Origin of the sequence: Dyella sp. 2RAB6 (assembly GCF_052115385.1) — a bacterium.
In the GTDB taxonomy this organism is placed as follows: domain Bacteria; phylum Pseudomonadota; class Gammaproteobacteria; order Xanthomonadales; family Rhodanobacteraceae; genus Dyella_D.
In genome coordinates this window covers 176,870-199,171 of the sequence record NZ_JBFRGP010000004.1, presented here as the reverse complement: position 1 = coordinate 199,171, position 22,302 = coordinate 176,870, and the positions used below count along the sequence as shown (strand labels likewise).

General features: G+C 68.3%; 15 protein-coding genes. 13 read left to right on the top strand and 2 right to left on the bottom strand.

Translation table 11 applies throughout. The annotated features are described in order from the left end of the window. From AB4083_RS08665 to AB4083_RS08630, 8 genes are all read left to right on the top strand, one after another. Positions 1-1,587, top strand: a complete 1,587-nt coding sequence (locus tag AB4083_RS08665; protein WP_441607382.1) for an aldehyde dehydrogenase family protein — start codon at positions 1-3, stop codon at positions 1,585-1,587. Continuing rightward, positions 1,584-2,789 (top strand): M24 family metallopeptidase, encoded by a 1,206-nt coding sequence (locus tag AB4083_RS08660; RefSeq protein ID WP_441607381.1) that lies wholly within the window; start codon positions 1,584-1,586, stop codon positions 2,787-2,789. The genes AB4083_RS08665 and AB4083_RS08660 overlap by 4 nt, the downstream gene beginning before the upstream one ends. Before the next feature lie 19 nt (positions 2,790-2,808). Next, entirely contained in the window at positions 2,809-4,572 is a 1,764-nt protein-coding gene (locus AB4083_RS08655) for a DUF885 domain-containing protein (protein WP_441607380.1), read from the top strand. A 30-nt stretch (positions 4,573-4,602) separates the two neighbouring features. Beyond that, positions 4,603-6,027 carry an amino acid permease gene (locus AB4083_RS08650; RefSeq protein WP_441607379.1) on the top strand — a complete coding sequence of 475 codons (1,425 nt, stop codon included), beginning with the start codon at positions 4,603-4,605 and terminating at the stop codon, positions 6,025-6,027. 281 nt (positions 6,028-6,308) lie between these two features. Then, positions 6,309-8,663, top strand: a complete 2,355-nt coding sequence (locus AB4083_RS08645; RefSeq protein WP_441607378.1) for a twin-arginine translocation signal domain-containing protein — start codon at positions 6,309-6,311, stop codon at positions 8,661-8,663. Positions 8,664-9,011: 348 nt separating this feature from the next. Beyond that, the gene (locus tag AB4083_RS08640; protein WP_441607377.1) at positions 9,012-10,964 is read left to right on the top strand and encodes a glycoside hydrolase family 127 protein; all 1,953 of its coding nucleotides are present in this window, start codon (positions 9,012-9,014) and stop codon (positions 10,962-10,964) included. Positions 10,965-11,127: 163 nt separating this feature from the next. Beyond that, complete coding sequence (locus tag AB4083_RS08635; protein ID WP_441607376.1) at positions 11,128-14,004, top strand: TonB-dependent receptor plug domain-containing protein; 2,877 nt, start codon at positions 11,128-11,130, stop codon at positions 14,002-14,004. A gap of 237 nt (positions 14,005-14,241) precedes the next feature. Next, on the top strand, positions 14,242-15,345 hold the full coding sequence (locus AB4083_RS08630; protein WP_441607375.1) for a Glu/Leu/Phe/Val dehydrogenase dimerization domain-containing protein: 1,104 nt from the start codon (positions 14,242-14,244) through the stop codon (positions 15,343-15,345). Between the two features lie 140 nt (positions 15,346-15,485). On the opposite strand, the gene AB4083_RS08625 is transcribed toward AB4083_RS08630, so the two are convergent. Further along, positions 15,486-15,941 (bottom strand): Rrf2 family transcriptional regulator, encoded by a 456-nt coding sequence (locus AB4083_RS08625; protein ID WP_441607374.1) that lies wholly within the window; start codon positions 15,939-15,941, stop codon positions 15,486-15,488. A 96-nt stretch (positions 15,942-16,037) separates the two neighbouring features. Here AB4083_RS08625 and AB4083_RS08620 point away from each other — a divergent pair, with 96 nt between their 5' ends. The 5 genes from AB4083_RS08620 to AB4083_RS08600 all read left to right on the top strand — a co-directional run bounded on the left by AB4083_RS08620 (position 16,038) and on the right by AB4083_RS08600 (position 21,719). Then, complete coding sequence (locus AB4083_RS08620; protein WP_441607373.1) at positions 16,038-16,940, top strand: NAD(P)/FAD-dependent oxidoreductase; 903 nt, start codon at positions 16,038-16,040, stop codon at positions 16,938-16,940. 195 nt (positions 16,941-17,135) lie between these two features. Continuing rightward, positions 17,136-19,277 carry a YccS family putative transporter gene (gene yccS, locus AB4083_RS08615; RefSeq protein WP_441607372.1) on the top strand — a complete coding sequence of 714 codons (2,142 nt, stop codon included), beginning with the start codon at positions 17,136-17,138 and terminating at the stop codon, positions 19,275-19,277. A gap of 101 nt (positions 19,278-19,378) precedes the next feature. Continuing rightward, positions 19,379-19,927 carry a hypothetical protein gene (locus tag AB4083_RS08610; RefSeq protein ID WP_441607371.1) on the top strand — a complete coding sequence of 183 codons (549 nt, stop codon included), beginning with the start codon at positions 19,379-19,381 and terminating at the stop codon, positions 19,925-19,927. 55 nt (positions 19,928-19,982) lie between these two features. Then, positions 19,983-20,711, top strand: a complete 729-nt coding sequence (gene fabG / locus AB4083_RS08605; RefSeq protein WP_441607370.1) for a 3-oxoacyl-ACP reductase FabG — start codon at positions 19,983-19,985, stop codon at positions 20,709-20,711. Between the two features lie 117 nt (positions 20,712-20,828). Further along, the gene (locus AB4083_RS08600) at positions 20,829-21,719 is read left to right on the top strand and encodes an aldo/keto reductase (protein ID WP_441607369.1); all 891 of its coding nucleotides are present in this window, start codon (positions 20,829-20,831) and stop codon (positions 21,717-21,719) included. Between the two features lie 8 nt (positions 21,720-21,727). On the opposite strand, the gene AB4083_RS08595 is transcribed toward AB4083_RS08600, so the two are convergent. Further along, complete coding sequence (locus AB4083_RS08595; protein ID WP_441607368.1) at positions 21,728-22,195, bottom strand: WapI family immunity protein; 468 nt, start codon at positions 22,193-22,195, stop codon at positions 21,728-21,730. Between the last annotated feature and the right edge of the window lie 107 nt (positions 22,196-22,302).

The window sequence follows — 22,302 nt, the reverse complement described above, 5'->3', positions numbered from 1 at the left end:
ATGGACATCCAACCCGTCCTGATCGACGGCGACTGGCGCGCGGCAAACGCGCCGGCCGGCCAGTTCCGCGCCGAAGACCCGAGCACAGGCGTAGCGATCGGCCCGGCCTTCCCGGTCTGCGGCGCAGCGGATGTCGAAGCCGCGCTCGCCGCCGCAGCCGGCGCCGCCGCCGAACTCGCCGCCGCACCGCCGGAACGCATCGCCGCCTTTCTCGAAGCGTATGCGGATGCGATCGAAGCCGACGCCGAGGCACTGGTCGACATCGCCCACGCCGAAACCGCCTTGCCCAAGCACCCGCGCCTCGCCGCGGTGGAATTGCCGCGCACCACCCATCAGCTGCGTCTGGCCGCGAACGCCGTGCGCAGCTATGCGTGGACCCAGCCGGTGATCGACACCGCCGCCAACCTGCGTTCGCACCTGGCGCCGCTGGGCAAGCCAGTGCTGGTGTTCGGCCCGAATAATTTCCCGTTCGCCTTCAACGCGATCGCCGGCAGCGATTTCGCCTCCGCCATCGCCGCGCGCAATCCGGTGATCGCCAAGGCGCATCCTTCGCACCCCGCCACCAGCGAACGCCTGGCACGCGCGGCATTCGCGGCGCTGCGCCAGGCTGGCTTGCCGGCCGCGTCGGTGCAGATGCTTTATCACTTCGACCATGCGATCGGCGCCACGCTGGCGGGCGATCCGCGCCTGGGCGCGATCGGCTTCACCGGCAGCCGCGCCGGCGGGCTGGCGCTGAAGGCCGCCGCCGATGCGGCGGGCGTGCCGGCGTATGTGGAACTGTCCAGCGTCAACCCGGTGTTCCTGCTGCCGGGTGCGCTGGCCGAACGCGGCGCGGCGCTGGCGCAGGAGTTCTTCAGCTCCTGCACCATGGGCAGCGGCCAGTTCTGCACCAATCCGGGCGTGGTGATCGTGCCGCGCAGCGAGACGGGCGACGCCTTCGTCGAAGCCGCCAAGACGCACTTCGCCGCCGCGGCGCCGAGCGTGCTGTTCTCGCGCGGCGTGCTGGAACATCTGCAGAACGGCGTCGCCACGCTGCGTGCGGCCGGTGCGCAACTGCTGGCGGGCGGCGCAGCCGGCTCGCCCGGTTATCGCTACGCGCCGAGCCTGCTGGAAGTGGACGCCGCATCGTTCCTGCGCGAACCGAAAGCCCTGCAGACCGAAGCGTTCGGCCCGGTCAGCCTGCTGGTGCGCACCAGCGACGTGGCGCAGATGGCGCAGGTGGCGGCCGCGTTCGAAGGCAATCTCACCGGCACGCTGTATACGAGCGGCGCCGACGAGGCGGCATCGGTCGACGTCGCGCGCGCACTGCGCCCGCGCGTCGGCCGCCTGATCGGCAACCGCATGCCCACCGGGGTGGCGGTCAGCCCGGCGATGAACCACGGCGGCCCCTACCCCAGCACCGGCCATCCGGGCTTCACCGCAGTAGGCATGCCGGCGGCGATCCGCCGCTTCGCCGCCCTGCACTGCTACGACAACCTGCCCGAACACCTGCTGCCGCCGGAGCTGCGCGACCATAACCCCGGTGGGGTGGAGCGGCAGATCGACGGCTGCTGGTGCGTCGACGACCTGGGAACGCCAGGCGCATGAGTTCGATGCAGATCGGCGGTCTCGACCTCGCCCAGGCGCGTGCGCGCCTGCGGCCGTGGCAAGCAGTGGCACCCGCGATCGGCGCGGATGAATACGAGCACCGCCTCGAACACGCCCGCGCGCTGCTGCGCGCGCAGCGGCTCGATGCGCTGCTCGTCACCGCCGGCACCTCGCTACGCTATTTCACCGGCGTGGCCTGGGGTGCCAGCGAGCGGCTGCTGGGCATGCTGCTCACCGCGCAGGGCGATCCCATCCTGATCTGCCCCGGCTTCGAGGCCGGCTCGCTCGCCGCGGTGCTGCGCATTCCTGCCGACGTGCGTTTGTGGGAGGAACACGAAGACCCGCAGCAACTCGTCGCCGCTGCCCTCGCCGAACGCGGCGCGGGCAGCCTCGCGCTCGACCCGGCGGCGCCGTTCGCGGTCGCCGAACGCCTGCGCGGCGTGCTCGGCGGCAAGCCCATCGCGGATGCCACCGCCATCATCGACGGCTGCCGCATGTGCAAGTCGTCCGCCGAACTGGCGCTGATGAAGCAGGCCACCGCGATGACGCTGGACGTGCATCGCCTGGCTGCCCGCCTGATGCGCGAAGGCATCTCGCGCACCGAGCTGGTGCGCTTTATCGATGAAGCGCACCGTGCGATGGGCGCGGACAACGGGTCCACCTTCTGCATCGTGCAGTTCGGCCATGCCACCGCTTATCCGCACGGCATCCCCGGCGAGCAATACCTGGAGCGCGACCAGCTCGTGCTGATCGACACCGGTTGCACGGTGCAGGGTTACCACTCCGACATCACGCGCACCTACATCTTCGGCACGCCAGGCGCCGAGCAGGCGCGCATCTGGGAACTCGAGCAGGCCGCGCAGCAGGCCGCGTTCGACGCCGTGCGCCCGGGCGTGAGCTGCGAATCCGTCGACGACGCCGCCCGCGCCGTGATCGAACGCGCGGGGCTGGGCCCCGACTACCGCCTGCCCGGCGTACCGCACCGCACCGGCCACGGCTGCGGCATGGCCATCCACGAGATGCCTTACCTGGTGCGCGGTTCGCGCACTGCGCTGCGGCCGGGCATGTGCTGCAGCGACGAACCGATGATCGTGGTCCCGGAGCAGTTCGGCATACGCCTGGAGGACCACTTCTACGTCACCGAGGACGGCGCGGCCTGGTTCACCCCACCGTCGCCGGCCATCGACCAGCCCTTCGCCTGACGCCCCCGGAGAGCAGCCGATGCATCGACCGATCGCTACGCTTACCTGCGCCATCTGCCTCGCCATCGCTCCTCTGCTCGCTCACGCGGCCGACGGCGCCGACCAGCGCTTCCGCGCCATCTACACGCAGGAATGGCAATGGCGCCAGGCGCAGTTCGCCGGCGGCGACGATGAAGATGGCGAGGGCAAGGCCGCCGATCATCTGCCCAGGGTCGATCCGGCCACGCAGGCGCAGCGCGAGCGTTACTGGGCGGACGTGCTGAAGCAACTCGACGCGATCGAGCCGAAGGATCTGCGCGGCGACGGCCCGGTGAACTACGCGGTCTACCGCAACCAGGTCGAGACGCTGCTGGCCGACCAGCGCCTGCACACCTGGGAAATGCCGTTCAACAGCGACACCGCGTTCTGGACCAACCTCGGCTTCACCGCACGCAAGTCGATGCGCAGCGCGGACGACTATCGCCGCTACCTGGGCCAGCTCCGCGATATCCCGCGCTACTTCGACGAACAGATCGCCAATATGCGCGCCGGCCTGGCACGCGGCTTCAGCGTGCCGCGGGTGACCCTGGCCGGACGCGACCAGTCCATCGCCGACGTGGCGAACGCCAAGGGCGACGACAACCTGTTCTACACGCCATTGCGCAAGATGCCGGACAGCATCCCGGCCACCACGCAGGCGCAGTTGCGCGCGCAGGCGCGTGCGGAGATCGAACAGCAGGTCATCCCTGCCTACGCCAAGCTGCTCGGCTTCATGCGCAACACTTACATGAAGCAGGCCCGCACCACGCTGGCGGCGGAGGCGATGCCGGACGGCAAGGCGTTCTACCAGGCGCAGATCCGCGAGTTCACCACGCTGGAACTCAGCCCGGAACAGATCCATGCAACCGGCCAGCATGAAGTGGCGCGCATCCGCACCGAGATGGAACACACCATCGGCGAGACCGGTTTCAAGGGCAGCTTCGCTGAGTTCCTGCACTATCTGCGCACCGACCCGAAGTTCTATCCGAAGAGCGCCGACGAACTGCTCAAGGATGCCGCATGGATCGCCAAGCGCGTGGACGGCAAGCTCGCTCAGTACATCGGCCGCCTGCCGCGCCAGCGCTTCGCCATCGAGCCGGTGCCGCCGGATCTGGCGCCGTTCTACACCGGCGGCCGCGGCGGCCCCGGCATCTATCTGGTCAACACTTATGACCTGCCGTCGCGCCCGCTGTATTCGCTGACCGCGCTGACCCTGCACGAATCGGCGCCCGGCCATGCCTTGCAGATGCCGCTCGCCGCCGAGCACGAAGGGCTGCCGGAGTTCCGCCGCTACACCTATATCTCCGCCTATGGCGAAGGCTGGGCGCTGTACTCCGAACGGCTGGGCGTGGAGATGGGCATGTACGACACGCCGTACGACCGCTTCGGTTATCTCAGCTACCAGATGTGGCGCGCCTGCCGCCTGGTGGTGGACACCGGCATCCATCACCTGGGCTGGACGCGCGAACAGGCGCAGGCCTTCATGCGCGACAACACTGCGCTGAGCGAACACGAGATCGAGACCGAGGTGGATCGCTATATCGCCTGGCCGGCCCAGGCGCTGTCGTACTACCTGGGCGAGATGGCGATCGTCGAGGCGCGCGCCAAGGCCGAAAAGGCCCTGGGCGAACGCTTCGACCTGCGCGCCTTCCACGACACCGTGCTGTCGCTGGGCTCGGTGCCGCTGCCCGTACTGCAACAACAAGTGGATCGCTTTATCGCCGACGGCGGCAAGTCGCCGTATGCGGAGGCGAAAGCACCGTAACGACTACCACGAGGTTTCGGGGAGGAACCGATGGGCCTGATCGACGACATCACCCGGCGCAAGTCGGTGGCGAGCCTCCAGCGCGAGGCCGACAAGGGCACCGGCCTGCGCCGCGTGCTCGGCCTGTGGCAACTCACCGCCATCGGCCTGGGCGGCATTATCGGCGTGGGCATCTTCGTGCTCACCGGCACGGTGGCGGCGACGCAGGCGGGGCCGGCGGTGCTGTTGTCGTTCCTGCTTGCCGGCATCGCCAGCGCGGCGGCAGCGCTGTGCTATGCCGAGTTCGCCGGGCTGATTCCCGTCTCCGGCAGCGCCTATACCTACGGCTATGCGGTGCTGGGCGAATTCGCCGGGTGGATCATCGGCTGGGACCTGCTGCTGGAGTACGCGCTGATCGCGGCGGTGGTGGCGGTGGGATGGTCCGGTTACGCACAGGTACTGCTCGACAACTTCGGCTTGCCATTGCCGACCTGGGCGCAGGGGGCGTGGGGCACGGCGCCAGGGCGCGTGGTGAACCTGCCGGCGATCGTGATCTCGGTGACCATCACCGCCCTGCTCGCCGTGCGCATGGAATGGGGTGCGCGCTTCAACACGCTGATCGTCGGCATCAAGATCGCCGGCGCCGCCTTGATCGTGATAGCGGGCGCCGCCTACGTGAAGCCGGAGCGCTGGCATCCGTTCATGCCGTTCGGCATGCACGGCGTGGTGACCGGCGCGGCGGTGGTGTTCTTCGCGGTGTTCGGCTACGACATGCTGACCACTGCCGCGGAGGAGTCGCGCAATCCGCAGCGCGACCTGCCGCGTGCGGTATTGTTGTCGCTGGGCATTGCGATGCTGCTGTATTTCGCCATCTGCCTGGTGCTGACCGGCATCGTGCCCTACACCACGCTGGACAACGATGCGCCGGTGGCGCATGCGTTTCTGCGCATCGGCATGCCGTGGACGATGGCGGTGATCTCGATGGCGTCGGTATGCGGCATCACCAGCGTGATCTTCGCCAACCTGCTGGCCGGCGCGCGCATCGGTTTCAGCCTGGGCCGCGATGGCTTGCTGCCGGCGTGGTTTGCCGGAATCCATCCGCGCTGGCGCACGCCGCACCGCGCGACCTTCCTGCTGGGGACGGTCACGGCGGTGGCGTCAGGCCTGTTTCCACTGGATGAGTTGGCGAAGCTGGTGAATATCGGCGTGCTCGGCGCGTTTATCGTGATCTGCACCGCGGTGGCGGTGTTGCGCTGGCGCCAGCCGGATCTGCATCGGCCGTTCCGCACCCCTTGGGTGCCGCTGGTGCCGTTGATCGGCGTGGGGTTTTCCTGCTGGCTGATCTGGGGCTTGCCGATGGTGACCTACCTGCGGTTTGCGCTGTGGTTGCTGGTGGGCTGCGTGGTGTATCTGGGGTATGGCAGGAAGCATAGCCGTCTCGCGAGCCGAACCGCGCCGACGTCTGAAACGGCGTAGGTTGGGGTGAGCCGCAAGCGAACCCCAACAATGCGGTGCGCGTGAAAGTGTTCATGCTGGGGTCCGCCCGTAGCTCACCCCAACCTGCGCCGGTCGACGGCACTGTGCGGCATTCCGCACTACCTCTGCCGCATCGATACAAGACCCATGAGCGGGTGCATGGGAGCCTCGTGCTTCGGTCCGCGTACGGAAGTCTGCTCCCTCCCTTCCGCTGCAACCCGGCGCGTACGCGGGCCCTCTCTTTCTGATTGCCGCGCGGGGAGCGTCGGCCTGGGGACGGAATGGATCGGCGTCGTTTTCTGCAGGGCCTGGCCGCAACGGGTGCGGCCGCCGGAGTGGTGGGTTGGGATGTGACGTCCGCGCAGGCGGCGGCACGGCCGCCAGTGTCCGGTGCGTTGGCGCCACCGCCGCGCGTACCGCTCGCGGCGCTTTCCACCGAAGGCCATCTGCGCCTGGTGGGTTTCGATCTGCAAGGCGCCGCCTGGTCGGTGTTCGAGGATCTGAGCACGCCGGATGGCGCGATCACCTTGCTCGGTCCCGATGGCGGCTGTGTGCTGGGCAAGCGCACCGAATCGTGCGCGGCCGACGCGGGAACGCCCTACCTCGGCATCGCGCTGAAGGAACTCGCCCTCGCCGATGCGGACCTGCTGGCCGAGCGCCTGCTCCAGCGCGGCGAGCCCGATCCCGAGCAGGTGCGCATCGCCGCACCGCCGCTCGCCTCGGTGCTCGACCCCAAGGATTACAACGGCCGCCTGCCCTGGACCAGCTTCGTCGGCAACGTGGCCTGCGCCGACACCATGCCGGTGTTTCCCGGCGGCAGCACGCGCACCTTCAAGCCCTCGCAGGAGACGGCAGCGCTGCGTGACGAAAAACTTGCGCCACGGCGGCGCGAAGGCTTGCTCGGCGGCTGGTTGCCGGCGGTGCATAAAGTGTTTCCGCTGGGCGAAGGGCGCTGGTACGACGTGCTGGTATTCGCCGATGTCGATGCCACCGACCGCTTCGTGGTGCAGACCTGGCACCGCACCGCGCTGGTCGAGCATGGGCGCATCAGCGAGCTGCACTACGGCTACAGCTATCCGGCCTATCCGCCCGCGCGGCAGCCACCATCGGCCGAAGCTTTCTATCGCGCCCTGCTGCGCTTCCACGATGCCTGGCAGCAACAGCTGGCCGATGCCTGCGCCATGCGCACGCCGGATCCAAGCTGGGCGGACATGGCGCGCCATGCGTTCGCGCGCGAGCTGGTGGTGCGGCCGGGCGGCAGCTATCCGAAGTATGGCGCGGTGGATCGCGACTACTACGGCAACGAGTACGACGGCTTCCAGGACACCTTCACCAGCTCGCTGTATGCCAATCTCGAATGGGGCCGCTACACGCAGGCGGCGATCGTGCTGGATGGCTACTTCACCGACTTCGTGCAGGCCGACGGCATGGTCAATATGCGTGGCGCGGAGACCGGCCAGTTCGGCCTTACGCTGTCGCTGCTCGCGCGTTATCTGCACTACACCGGCGACGTGGCGCTGCTGCGCAAGCACCGGGGCAAGATCGAAGCCACCGCGCGCATCCTGCTGGAACTGCACGACGCCAGCCTGCGCCTGCCGAAGAAAGATCCCGGCCATGGCCTGATCCACGGCTGGAACGAATCCGACGCCTGCCTGTTTCCCGAGCCGCAGCTGTGGTGGAAGCCTTACTACGCCAACAGCGCGTTGGCGGTACGGGGCTTGCAAGACCTTGCGGCGGTGTGGGTGCAGATCGATGCCAATGGCAAGGCTTCGGCGGAGCGTTGGCGCGAACGCGCGCGCGTGCTTACCGAGCAGTTCGTGCGCAGCTTGCGCGCCAATATCCGCTACGACCTGCATCCGCCGTATATCGGCCCGCTTCCCGGCGTGAAGCTCACTTTCCGCCAATCCTTGCTGCAGGAACATCCCAGCGAGCAGCAGTGGCCGCATCGCGCCTATGCCGAACTGCTGCAGGCCGATGTGTTGCCGGAGGATCTCGCGCACCTGGTGATCGATTGCATGCGTGGCCATGGCGCTACCTCGCTCGGCGTGGTGGCGAACGTCGCGCCGCCTTCACCGGAAGGGCGCGACATCCTCGGTTTCATTTCCTACGGCTACGCGCAGCAATTACTGCGGTTGGACCGGATCGACGAGTACCTGCTGTTTCTCTACGCGCACCGCTACCACGCGCATACGCCGGGCAGCTGGACGGCCGGCGAAGTGAGCGATCTGAGCGGTGGCATGCCGCTGTTCTGCATGCCCGCGCAGTTGACGATGCCCTTGCTGTTGCGCTGGATGATGGTGTTCGAGGACAGCGCGGGCGAGGTCCTGCATCTGGCGCGTGCGGTGCCTCGGCGGTGGATGGGCGGTGACGAGGCGATCGAGATACTTGGTGCGCCGACGCGGTGGGGTCGGGTCGATGTGCGCTTGCAGCCGGATGGTGGGCATGGTGTTACGGGTGAAATCACGCTGCCGGAGCGGATGGCCGGGGCGGTGTGGCTGAGTTTGCGGGCGCCTGAGGGGAAGCGACTGGGCGACGTGCGCGCCGATGGAGTCGCGCTGAAGAAGCGGCGCGGCGAGATGGTGCGCATCGACGGCCACCCCGAGCGAGTCGTGCGGATTTCCGCGACCTTCATTTGAGAAACCCTTCTCCCGCCGGCGACCCGAAGGTAGTCCCCGTGGGAGAGAAGGTGGCGGCAGCCGGATGAGGGTACGGGCGGAGTGAAGCGTCCCACTCCGCCCGTACCCTCACCCCAACCCCTCTCTCCCACGGGACTACCTTCGGGTCGCCGTCGGGACAGGGGCTTTACGGTCGTCGTGGCGTTGTCGCATTCACATTCAAACCACTATGCGCAATTCCGCACCCCCCTTTCCCAAATACGACAAGACGCCCCGCGCATGTGACGGCACGATGAAACCGTGCGCATGGGGGATGCGCCACTAACTGCCACGCCGCGCCGGCGTGGCCAGCACATCCGGGGAGAGGGTATGCCGTCTGGCTGTAGCGATCACCGCAGGCGATTCCTGAAGAACGCGGCCGTCGCGGCCGCCACGCTCGCGGTGACGCCGCGCATCCTCGCCGCCCCTGACGTTGCCGATCCCGGTAACGCCACTGCCTCACTGAAGATCCGCGAACAGCCCGTACGGCGGATGCAGGCCTTCGATCTGGGCCAGGTGCGTCTGCTGGACGGCGACTTTGCGCGTGCCGCGGCGATCAACCTGCGCTATCTGCACAGCCTTCCGGTCGATCGCCTGGCGCACAGCTTTCGCCTCCAGGCCAGCCTTCCCTCTTCCGCCAAGCCATTCGGCGGCTGGGAGAAGCCCGATTGCGAACTGCGCGGGCACTTCGCCGGCGGCCATTATCTTTCCGCCGCCGCGCTGGCCCACGCCAGCCTCGGCGACGCGCTGCTGAAGCAACGCGGCGACGAACTGGTTGCTGCGCTGGCCGCGTGCCAGCAGGCCAATGGTTATCTCAGCGCGTTTCCGGCCAGTTTTTTTGACCGCCTCAGCAGCGGCCAGAAGGTGTGGGCGCCGTTCTACACCATCCACAAGATCCTGGCCGGCATGCTCGACATGTACACGCTGGCCGGCAACCGCCAGGCGCTGGAGGTGGCCACCGGCATCGGCAACTGGACGGTGCGCTGGCTCAACGGATTCTCCGACGCCGAGCTGGCGCACATGCTCAAGACCGAATACGGCGGCATGAACGAGGCGCTGTACCAGCTTTACGCACTCACCGGCAACGAGCGTTACCGCGATGCGGCGCATCGCTTCGACCAGGCCACGCTGTTCGATCCGCTGGCCGCGCATCGCGACGAACTGCAAGGGCTGCACAGCAATACGCAGATCCCGAAGATCCTGGGCGCGGCGCGCCGCTACGAGCTCACCGGCGAGCCGCGCTACCGCCGTATCGCCGAATTCTTCTGGGAGACGGTGACGCAGAACCGCACGTACGCTACCGGCGGTTCCAGCAATGACGAATTCTGGAAGACCGGCCCCGGCGACCTGAAAGGCCAGCTCGGCCTGTACAGCGCCGAATGCTGCGTGGCCTACAACCTGCTCAAGCTCACCCGCTACGTCTACGCCTGGAGCGGCGACCCGCGCGCGTTCGACTACTACGAGCGCACGCTCTACAACGCACGGCTGGGCACGCAGGATCCGGCGGGGATGAAGCTGTACTACTACCCGCTGCAGGCGGGTGCGGCGAAGTTCTACAACTCGCCGGTTGATTCGTTCTGGTGCTGTACCGGCTCGGGCGCCGAGGAATTCGCGCGCTTCAATGACAGCATCTACTTCCATGACGACGACGCTCTCTACGTCAACCTGTTTATCCCATCGGAACTGGATTGGCCGCAGCACGGCCTGCGCCTGCGCCAGGACACCGCGTTCCCGCGCGAACCGCTTACGCGCCTGCAGCTCTCGCTCGCCGGGCCGGCGACATTCGCGCTCAATCTGCGCGTGCCGTCGTGGATCGCTCCCGGCGCGGGCGTGCGCGTGAACGGCGAGGCCCTGGACGTGTTCGCGTCGCCCGGCAGCTATCTCACCTTGCAGCGCGCCTGGCGCGACGGCGATCGCGTGGAGCTGGACCTGCCGATGCAGTTGCACAGCGAAGCGCTGGCTGGCGACGACGGCCTGCACGCCGCGCTGTACGGGCCGCTGGTCCTGGCCGCGCGCCTGGGCGCCGACGGCCTCACCCACGACATGCAGTACTGCGGCTACGAGGCCGCACCGAAACCCGAGCCCAAACCCCGGCCGGCGCCGGGCGTGGCAGCCGGGCGGCCCGGAGCGGCCGCCTGGCTGCGCACGCTTTCGGCGCGCGAACTGCGCTTCGAGGCCGACACGCGCGACGGCAGCATTGCGGTGGCGCCGTTGAATGAAATCCACGGCGAGCGCTATGCCGTGTACTGGCAGCTTCAACCCGACGCGCCCGGCCAGGGCTGAGCGCGTCATGCCCGCCTGAGGCGGGCCGCAGCAATGCAACGCACGCAACCGGGCCACTGGCCCGGCACGGCGCGCTGTTGCCCGACGAAACGCAACCGCCCTGAGGGGGGGCCGTTGCGCACGCCCCATCACCGGCACCACCTGCCATGCGAGGTATCCGCCCATGCATCCACCTTCCGCCTGTCGCCGTCCACGCGCACTGAGCCTCGCCGTCAAGTTCGCCATCGCCAGCACTGCCTTCGGCCTTGCCGCGCATGGCTGGGCGCAGGACTCGCCGCCGCCCGGCGATGCCGCCGATCCGCAAAAAGCCAAGAGCCTGGAAACCGTCACCGTCACCGGTTCGCGCATCCGCCGCGTCGACGTGGAAACCGCCAACCCGGTGGTGACGCTCGACCGCGCGCAGATCGCCGCCACCGGCAAGGCCAGCCTCGGCGACCTGGTGCAGGAGCTGCCGTCGATCGCCGGCAACGCGACCAATGCCAATACCAACAACGGCGGCGGCACCGGCGCGGCGACCATCTCGCTGCGCGGCATGGGCGACAAGCGCACGCTGATCCTGGTCAACGGCGTGCGCCTGGCCTACAACGACGTCAACAGCATCCCGGCCAATATGATCGACCGCGTGGAGGTGCTGAGCGATGGCGCTTCGGCGATCTACGGTTCGGATGCGATCGGCGGCGTGGTGAACTTCATCCTGCGCGAACATTTCGATGGCGTGCAGTTGTCCGGCGATTTCGCCGAAAGCGGCCACAGCGACGGCCGCCGCCGCAACTTCACGCTCACCGCCGGCCAGGGCAACGAGCGCGGCAGCATCATCGCGGGACTCGGCCACCAGAGCCTGGACGCAGTGTCGGCACGCGACCGCTCGTTCTCGCGCGATGCGCTCAATCTCACCGGCGGCAAGGTGATCGTCAGCGGCTCGTCGGCCACGCCATACGGCGCGATCACCCTGCCCGGCGCACAGGCCAAGGCGCTGGGCTGCTCCTCGCGCGTGGCGCTCAATCCCGGCGTCAGCGGCGTCACCACGCCGGGCGACTATCACTGCTACGGCGTGGCGGACAGCTACAACTACCAGGGCGACAACATCCTGCAGACACCGCAGAAGCGCGACCAGTTCTTCGTGCTCGGCAAGTACAAGCTCACCGACAAGCTGGAGGCCTACGCCAACCTCTACTACACCAAGACGCAATCCGAATCGCAGATCGCGCCGGTGCCGGTGTTCGCCAACGGCGACAACTTCATCGTCTCCAGGAACAACTACTACAACCCGTTCGGCGTGGACTTCGGCACGGACCGCATCAGCGGCGCCAACAACGGCGACTTCAATACCCGCTTCACCACCCTGGGCTATCGCCGCTATGCCTACCAGACCTACAACCTGCAGGTGACGCCGGGCCTGCGCGGCAGCTTCGGCGACAGCAGCTGGCAATGGGATGCGGCGTTCAACTACGGCAAGGTGCGGCAGAAGTCGGTCAACAACGGCTTTCTCGACTACGCCGGCTTCCAGCAGGGACTGGGCCCCTCGTATCTGGATACGTCCACCGGCAAGGTGACGTGCGGCGCGCCAGGCAGCCCGATCGCCGGCTGCACGCCGATCAATATCTTCAACGTCAACGATCCCGGCACCATCGCGGCGCTGAAGAACATCCAGCGCAACCCGGTGACCACCACCGCGTACACGGTCAAGCAATTCGAAGCGAACGCCAACGGCGGCCTGTTCGACCTGCCCGCCGGCACGGTGAACCTGGCCACCGGTTTTTCCTACCGCAAGGAGAGCACGTCCACGCGCACCGATCCGCTGGCGGTGGCCGACCTCAACGGCTTGTGCGGCGTGGTGGAGTTCTGCAGCTCGGTGCTCGCCGGCAGCTTCAACGTGAAGGAGGCCTACGCCGAAACGCTGATCCCGCTGCTGTCCGGCAAGCCCTGGGCGCAGGTGCTGAACCTGACCCTGGGCACGCGCTGGTCCGACTACAGCAGCGCCGGCCGCAGCACCAACAGCAAGCTGGCGGTCGAATGGCGGCCGATCGACAACCTGCTGCTGCGCGGCACCGTGTCCGAGGTATTCCGCGCGCCGAATATCAGCGAGCTGTATGGCGGCATCGCGGGCGATGCGCCGACGGTGAACGACCCCTGCAACGGCTACACCGGCGGCCATCCGCAAGCCTGCGCCAGCGTGCCCACCGACGGCAGCTACCGGCAGGCCAATCCGGAGATTTCGGCCAAGACCTCCGGCTCGATCGCAGCCGGTTATCAGCTCAAGCCCGAGCAAGGCAAGTCGTTCGACTTCGGCGTGGTGTACGACCCGCAATGGGTGCCGGGCCTGTCGCTGAGCGCGGACGTGTGGCGCATCAACCTCAACGACACCATCACCGCCATCTCGGCGCAGACCGCGCTCAATCAGTGCTATGCCAACCCGGCCAGCCCGTTCTGCAATTTCATCCATCGCTTCGCCAGCGGCGCGATCAACTACGTGGCCGAGCCGACGGTGAATCTCGGCGCCTTGTCGACCAAGGGCGTCGACGGCAGCGTGGCGTATCGCTTCAACACCGAGCGCTACGGCCGCTTCAACCTGCGCCTGGACACGACGTATGTGGCGCGCTACGACGTCAATCCCGATCCCGCCGACGCGACCTCGGTGACCATCCACAACGCCGGCCGCTATACCTACGCGTATGGCAACTTCCCGCGCTGGCGCGGGCTGGCCACGCTGAACTGGACGCGCGGTCCGTGGAGCGCGAGCTGGCGCCTGCGCTACGTCGGCCGCACCCAGGTCGGCAGCCCCGATACGCGCCAGCAGCTGTCGGCCGATCTGACCGTGCCGTCGGTGGTGCGCACGGTGGGTGCGTATGCCTATCACAGCGTGCAGGCGGGCTATGAAGTGAAGGGTTGGCGCACGCGCTTCGACGTCGGCGTGGACAACCTCGCCGACAAGCAGCCACCCCTGCTTTATCAGAACAATGTGAACAACTCGAACACCGACGTAGCGACTTACGACGTGATGGGGCGCTACTACTGGGCGCGGGTCACGCTGACGTTTTGATCGAGTCAAATCCAGGCACGCCAAGGGCCGGCGCGGTCCCTGGCGTGCCTCGGCGCGCCCGCCCTGCTGCAACGCAACAGCAACCCGCCGGGTGACCCGCTAGACTTATGGACTGTGTAAGTACCCCGACCCCCGGTCGGGGTTTTGACTTTAGAGGCATGCGCACGCCGTCCAGCGGCCGCCGCACCGATCACCGCATCCCCAACCGCGCCACCCCACCGTGGAGTCACCGTTCCAATGATTTTCGAAACCATCGCCAAAACGGGTCACGAAGAAGTCGTCTTCTGCCACAACAAGGACGCCGGCCTGAAGGCCATCATCGCGATCCACAACACGGTGCTGGGCCCGGCTCTCGGCGGCCTGCGCATGTGGCCGTACAAGACCGAGCAGGACGCGGTCAACGACGTGCTGCGCCTGTCGCGCGGCATGACCTACAAGAACGCCGTGGCCGGCCTGAACCTGGGCGGTGGCAAGGCGGTGATCATCGGCGATCCGTCCAAGGACAAGTCCGAGGCGCTGTTCCGCGCGTTCGGCCGCTTCGTCAATTCGCTCAACGGCCGCTACATCACCGCCGAAGACGTCGGCATCGACGTCAACGACATGGAATACGTGTTCCGTGAAACCGAATACGTGACCGGCGTGCACCAGGTGCACGGCGGCTCGGGCGATCCGTCGCCGTTCACCGCGTTCGGCACCCTGCAGGGCCTGATGGCCGCGCTGCAGGTCAAGCACGGCAACGAAGACGTGGGCAAGTACAGCTACGCCGTGCAGGGCTGCGGCCACGTCGGCAGCGAGTTCATCAAGCTGCTGCGCGAGCAGGGTGCCAAGGTGTTCGTCACCGACATCAACAAGGATGCGGTGCAGCGCTGCGTCGACGAGCTGGGCTGCGAAGCCGTTGGCCTGGACGAGATCTACGACGTCGACGCCGACGTGTACTCGCCCTGCGCGCTGGGCGGCACGCTCAACGAGCAGACCATCGACCGCATCAAGGCCAAGATCATCTGCGGCGCCGCCAACAACCAGCTGGCCACCGATTCGATCGGCGACGAGCTGACCCGCCGCGGCGTGCTGTACGCGCCGGATTACGCGGTGAACGCCGGTGGCGTGATGAACGTGTCGCTGGAGATCGACGGCTACAACCGCGAGCGTGCGATGCGCATGATGCGCACGATCTACTACAACCTGGGCCGCATCTTCGAGATCTCCAAGAACGAGGGCGTGCCGACCTACAAGGCCGCCGACCGCCTGGCCGAGGAGCGCATCACCTCGATCGGCAAGATCAAGCTGCCGCACATGGGCAATGGCGCGCCGCGCTTTGCCGGGCGTATGCGCGGGCAGTAAGCCGCGCGGTCATGCGTCAGGAACAACGCCTCCCATCGGGAGGCGTTTTTTTTGTAGGTTGGGGTGAGCCGCAGGCGAACCCCAACATAGGCAATCGATGCGCACCTCATGGTTGGGGTTCGCCTGCGGCTCACCCCAACCTACGCCGGGCAATGTGCCTTTGCGTGCGCATGCTTGCGTGCGCGCTTCTCGAAGTCTTTGGTCAGCGTTGCCAGCGTGATGCCTTCGAAGCGCTTGAGCAGCAGCTCGCGTGCGCTGCGCAGCTCGCCTTCCAGTGCGGCGTTCACGGCCTGCTCCACCAGGCAGCGCGGGGTGTCCTCGGCCATGCCCAAGGCGAAGATCGCCGGTTCGTCGATGGCGCGGTAGACGTCCAGCAGGGTGATCCGGTCCAGCGCGCGGGTCAGGGTCCAGCCGCCGCCGTGGCCGCGGTCGGCGCGGACGAAGCCTTTCTCGCGCAGGCCGGCCATGGTCCGGCGTACCACCACCGGGTTGGTGTTGAGCATCCGGGCCATCAGCTCCGAGGTGGTGGGGCTGTCCTGCTGGCCGAGGTGGATCAGCACGTGGAGCATGCGGGAAAGCCGGTTGTCGCCTTTCATGGGTCGGCTCGCTGGACTCAAGTAACTCCCAATGTTGCATAAGGCGGCTATCCGCACTAGTTTGTAACTTTTAAAGATACTTGAAAGGAGCAAGCCATGAGCTTCGATGTCATCGTCGTCGGCGGCAGCTTTGCCGGCCTGGCCGCGGCCCTGCAGCTGGCCCGGGCCCGGCGCAAGGTGCTGGTGGTGGACGCCGGCATGCCGCGCAACCGGTTCGCCGCGCATTCGCACGGTTTCCTCGGGCATGACGGCAAGGCGCCGGCGCAGATCCTCAGCGAGTCGCTCGACCAGCTATTGCGCTATCCGACGATGAGCTTGCGCCAGGCCATGGCGACGGGCGCGGCGCGCGCACGCGACGGCTTTCGCGTGACGCTGGACGATGGCGCGACCCTGGATGCGCAGCGCCTGATCCTGGCCCTGGGCGTGCGCGACGAATTGCCCGCACTGCCCGGCCTGGCCGAACGCTGGGGCCAGACCGTCGTGCACTGCCCTTATTGCCATGGCTACGAGCTGGAAGGCCCGCTGGGCGTGCTGGCGACCCATCCGGGCTCCACGCACCAGGCGCTGCTGCTGCCCGACTGGGGCCCGACCACGCTGTTCACCCAGGGCACGCTGATGCTGGAAGCAACGGAGCTGGCGCAACTGGCCAACCGCGGCGTGCGCATCGAACGCCAGCCGGTGGTGGAACTGCTGGGCGCGGCGCCGCGGCTGGACGGGGTGCGCCTGGCGGATGAGCAGATCGTGCCCATGCACGGCCTGTTCGTGGCGCCGCGCACCAGCGTGGCCAGTCCGCTGGCCGCGCAGCTGGGCTGCGAATTCGATGCCGGGCCGCTGGGGTCGATCGTGCGCGTGGACGGCATGCAGCAGACCACGGTCCCCGGCGTGTTCGCCGCCGGCGACGCCGCTACCCTGTTCACCAATGCCACCCGCGCGGCTTCGGCCGGCGTGATGGCGGGCGTGGCGGCGCACCGGTCGTTGTTCATGGGTGTGGCGGCTTAAGGCAACGCTTAAAACGAGCACCCTTCTCCCTTCGGGAGCACGCGAGGAGCGCACAGGGATGTGCGCGGCTCTAAGGAGCGAGGAAGGTGGCGGCAGCCGGATGAGGGTACGGTCGAAGTGGTGTGCCCCACTCCGGCCGTACCCTCACCCCAACCCCTCTCCCGCTGGGAGAGGGGCTTTACGTATCCTTGTGGGGTGACCATCGCTCCCTCCTCCATCGCCGACACCCTGCGCCGCATCCGCGGCTCCGACCGTTTCGCCGAATGCCTGCGCGTGCTGCTCGGCCTCGGCGGCGTGGTGCTGTATTGCCTGGCCGGCAGCCATTTCGCCGATGCCATCCCCGCCCTGCTCGGCGTGATCGCCTGCGCCCTGGCCGAGACCGAGGACCATTGGCGCAGCCGGCTGCTCACCTTGCTGGTGACGCTGGCCTGCTATGCCGTCGCCGCCTGCTCGGTGCAACTGCTGTTGCCGCATCCGGCGCTGTTCGCGCTGGGCCTGCCGCTGGCGACGTTCGCCCTGGTGATGCTGGGCGCGGCCAGCCACCGCTACGCCACCATCGCCGGCTCCGCCCTGCTGCTGTCGGTGTACACCATGATCGCCGCGGATACCGGCGCGCATCCGGGCTCCCTGCACGAACCGGCGCTGCTGCTCGGCGGCGCCGCGTGGTACGGCCTGCTGTCGCTGCTGTGGAGCGCGCTGTCGCCGCAGCAGGCGGTGCGCCACGCGCTGGCGCGCACCTTCGATGCGCTGGCCGGTTACCTCGAAGGCAAGGCGGCGCTGTTCGCGCCGCTGCCGGGCGTGGACCGCGAGGCCCTGCAGCAGGCGCTGGCCATGCGCAACGAGAAGGTGGTGCAGGCGCTCAACGAGACGCGGCTGATCCTGATCGACCGCATCGGCCCGCGCCGGCCGAGCGGCCCTACCGCGGAACGCCTGCGCCTGTACTTCGCCGCGCAGGACATCCACGAGCGCGTCAGTTCCTCGCACTATCCCTACGACGCGCTGGCCGCAGCGTTCTTCCACAGCGACGTGCTGTTCCGCTGCGAACATCTGCTGCGCCGCCACGCCGGCCTGTGCCGCCAGCGCGCGCAGACGTTGCGCCTGCGCACGCGCTTGCACGTCGACGATGGCGCGCGCGCCGCGCTGGACGACGTACGCGATGCGATCGAAGCGCTGCGCGCGCAGGCCGCGCCGCCGGATGCGCATCTGCTGCGTTCGCTGGATGCCCTGCTGCGCAACATGGACGCGATCCAGGCGCTGCTCGAACGCGAGCAGCCGGCGAGCGGCCCGGTGCCGGGCGAGGAAAGCGCCCTGCAGGATCCGGGACCGGGCAACCTGGCCGAGGCCTGGGCGCGCATCCGTATCCAGTTCACGCCGCGCTCGTTCCGCTTCCGCCACGCGCTGCGCCTGGCGCTGGCGCTGCTGGCCGGCTATGCGGTGCTGCGCGTGGTGCATCCGCAGAACGGCTACTGGATCCTGCTGACCACCTTGCTGGTGTGCCAGCCCAGCTATGGCGCCACGCGCCGCCGCCTGCTGCAGCGGACCACCGGCACGCTGGCGGGCCTGGTCGCCGGCTGGGCGGCGCTGCGGCTGCTGCCGTTCGAGCCGGCGCAGGTGCCGCTGCTGATCGTGGCCGGGGTGGTGTTCTTCGCCGCGCGCCAGCGGCGCTACACGCTGGCCACGGCGGCGATCACCTTATTCGTGGTGCTGTGCTTCAACCAGGTCGGCAACGGCTACGAGGTGATGTGGCCGCGCATGGTCGACACCTTGATCGGCGTGGCGATCGCGGCGCTGGCCATCCATCTGGTGCTGCCGGACTGGCAGGGGCGGCGGCTGGACCAGGTGATGGCCGACACGCTGCGCTGCGATGCGCGCTACCTGGCGAGCATCCTGGCGCAGTACGCCGGCGGGCGGCGCGACGACCTGCCCTACCGCATCGCGCGGCGCGACGCGCACAACGCGGATGCCAACCTCAGCGGCGTGCTCTCCAACATGTTGCGCGAACCGGGCCGGCACCGGCGTGGCAGCGAATCGCTGCTGCGTTTCCTCGGCGCGGCGCACGTGCTGCTCAGCCAGCTGTCCGCGCTGGGCGCCAACCGCCAGGCGCTCGCGGCGGGGCATGCGCGCGAAGCCGTGCAGTCCTGCGGCGCGCAGACCGTCGAGGCGCTGGAGCAGTTGGCCGAGGCGCTGGAAACCAACGAGCCCGCGCCGCTGCTGCTGACCATGCCGGCCTACGCCAGCGGCGACGAAACCGCGCGCCTGGTGCTCGGCCAGCTCGCCCTGATCCTGGCCCAGCGCGAGCGCCTGGCGGAACTGGCGCTGGAAGTACGGGACGGCTGAGCCGCCTCTGGTAGCATGCGCCGGCCCGTCGCTTCAGCGCCGGGCCGGATAGTCGCGGAGGTGGCGAACCCCGCCTGCTTCGTGGAGTACCGCCGGGCCGCATGCGCAAACTCACTTCCCTCCTGCTGCTCGCCGTCGGCGTGCTGTATCCCTTCCTGGTGTATTTCGGCATGCAGTACGTGCCGCCGCAGGCCTTCGCGCTGGCGCTGGGCGTCGCGTGGCTGCTGCGCGCACCCGCGCTATGGCGCCAGCCGGGCGGCCGCTGGATGCTCGGCGCGGCGCTGGCCTATTGCGCGCTGCTGGCCTTGAGCGGCGAATCGCAGCTGTTGCGCTGGTATCCCAGCCTGATCTGCGCGCTGCTGCTGCTCGCCTTCGGGCTGACCCTGCGCTACGGGCCGCCGATGATCGAACGCATCGCACGCGTGCAGGACCCCGAACTGCCCGCCGCGGCCGTGCCGTACACGCGCAAGGTGACCTGGCTGTGGATGGGTTTCTTCGCCGCCAACGCGCTGGTGTCCGCCGCGCTTACGCTGTGGGCGCCGCTGCGCTGGTGGACGCTGTACAACGGGCTGATCGCCTACCTCATCATGGGCGCGCTGTTCGCCGGCGAATGGCTGGTGCGGCGCCGGTTCCTGCGGCACGCGGCGTGATCGCCGCGCGCGCCTTCGCTATGGTTGCCGCTGCGCTTATCGAGGATCGCCACGCATGACCGACACCATCCTGGTCACCGGTTCCAGCCGCGGCATCGGCCGCGCCATCGCCCTGCGCCTGGCCCAGGCCGGCTACGACCTGGTGCTGCATTGCCGCTCGCGGCGCGAGGAGGCCGAGGCCGTGCAAGCCGCCATCCAGGCCCTGGGCCGGCAGGCGCGCGTGCTGCAGTTCGATATCGCCGAGCGCGCCGCCTGCGCCGCCGCGCTCGAAGCCGACGTGGCCGCGCATGGCGCGTACTACGGCGTGGTGTGCAATGCAGGGTTGACTCGCGACGGCGCGTTTCCCGCGCTCAGCGCAGAAGACTGGGACCAGGTGCTGCGCACCAACCTCGACGGCTTCTACAACGTGCTGCATCCGCTGGTGATGCCGATGATCCGTCGCCGCGCGCCGGGGCGGATCGTGTGCATCACTTCCGTGTCCGGCCTGATCGGCAACCGCGGCCAGGTGAACTACAGCGCGTCCAAGGCCGGCGTGATCGGCGCGGCGAAGGCGCTGGCGCTGGAGCTGGCGAAGCGCAGGATCACGGTGAATTGCGTGGCGCCGGGTTTGATCGATACCGAGATGGTCGATGCCGGATTGCCGCTGGAGGAGATCCTCGCGGCGATCCCGATGCAGCGGATGGGAACGCCGGAGGAAGTGGCTGGAGCGGTGCAGTTTCTGATGAGTCCCGAAGCGGGCTACATCACGCGGCAGGTGCTGGCCGTCAATGGCGGGTTGTGCTGACAACTTCCAGGCAAAGCGAAGAACCCGTCATGCGGGTCTGCGCCGGCATGGCGAGCGTTTATTAGCCAATGCCGCGAACGGCCGATAGCATGGACAGCTCTCTCCATCGGCCACGCCATGCAACCGCCCCTCCCCGCGCCGGGTCTGCAACTCTCCCCCATCGTCGCCGGCCTGTGGCGACTCACCAGTTGGAACCTCGACGTGCAGGCGCGCGTGCGCTGGATCGAGCAGGCGCTGGAGCTGGGCATCACCTCGTTCGATCACGCCGATATCTATGGCGACTACGAAGAGGAAGCGACGTTCGGCGCCGCGCTGAAAGCAGCACCGGGTTTGCGCGAACGCATGCAGCTGGTCACCAAGTGCGGCATCCGCCTGCGTTCCGCCAAGCGTCCTTACACGGTCAACTACTACGACACCACCGCGGCCTATGTGCGCGCGCAGGTCGAGCGCTCGCTGCAGAGCCTGCATACCGATCACCTGGACCTGGTGCTGATCCATCGCCCCGATTACCTGATGGACGCCGCCGAACTGGCCGGCACCTTCGCCACGCTCACCCGCGAAGGCAAGGTGCGCCACTGGGGCGTGTCCAACCACAGCGCCAGCCAGTTCGCGCTGCTGCACAGCCGCGTGCCCTTGCTCACCCACCAGCTGGAGCTGTCGCCGCTGCAGCTGGCGGCGCTCGACGACGGCACGCTGGACCAGGCCCAGCAGCTGGGCCTGCGGCCGATGATCTGGTCGCCGCTCGGCGGCGGCCGGCTGTTCACCGGCACCGACGAGCAGGCCGTGCGCGTGCGCGCCTGCATGGAAGCGATCGCCGCGCGGCTGCAGATCAGCCTGGCCACGCTGGCCTTCGCCTGGGTGCTGCGCCATCCCTCGCGGCCGCATCCGGTGACCGGCAGCGGCCGCATCGAAGGCCTGCGCGAAGCGGTGGCCGCGCTCGACGTGCGCCTGGCTAACGAAGATTGGTATGCGATCTGGACGGCCAGCCAAGGGCACCCGGTGCCCTGACGCGCGGGCTAGGCCGGCTGCCGCTGCACGTGGCCGTAGCGCACCGGAAAGCGCTGCATCGCATGTTCCAGTTGCGCGAAGAATTCCTGCAGCTGCAGCTGGGTGACCAGGAACAGCAGGCCGCGCCCGGCGTGCCAGGCGTCGTACACGGTCTGGCCGTCGCGCGCCGGATCGACCAGCGCCACCGTCACCGCGGTGAGGTTCTCCTGCAGCGGCCGCTGCAGGTGCAGGCCGATGCGGTCGCTGACGCTGCACAGGTGCAGCTCGGTGAGTTCGCCATCCAGCAGCGACGGCAGCTTCAGGCACCAGGCCTGCAGGTCGACCGCGGACAGCAGCGTGCCGTGCTCGTGCAAGCTGCGTTCGTGCACGTCGCAGCGGGCATCGACCAGCAATTGATTGCGGCACCAGGCGTCGTCCGCCGACGGCTTTTCCCGGCGCAGCACGCGCAGGCGCAAGCCGCCCAGCTCGATGCTCACCGACGCGCCGCGTGTCCAGACTCCCCTGCGCAGCCGCCGGCGCGCCCATGCGCTCAAGCCTCCAAGCAGTGCCGGAAGCGCGAGAAAACCTCTCACATCCATAATCC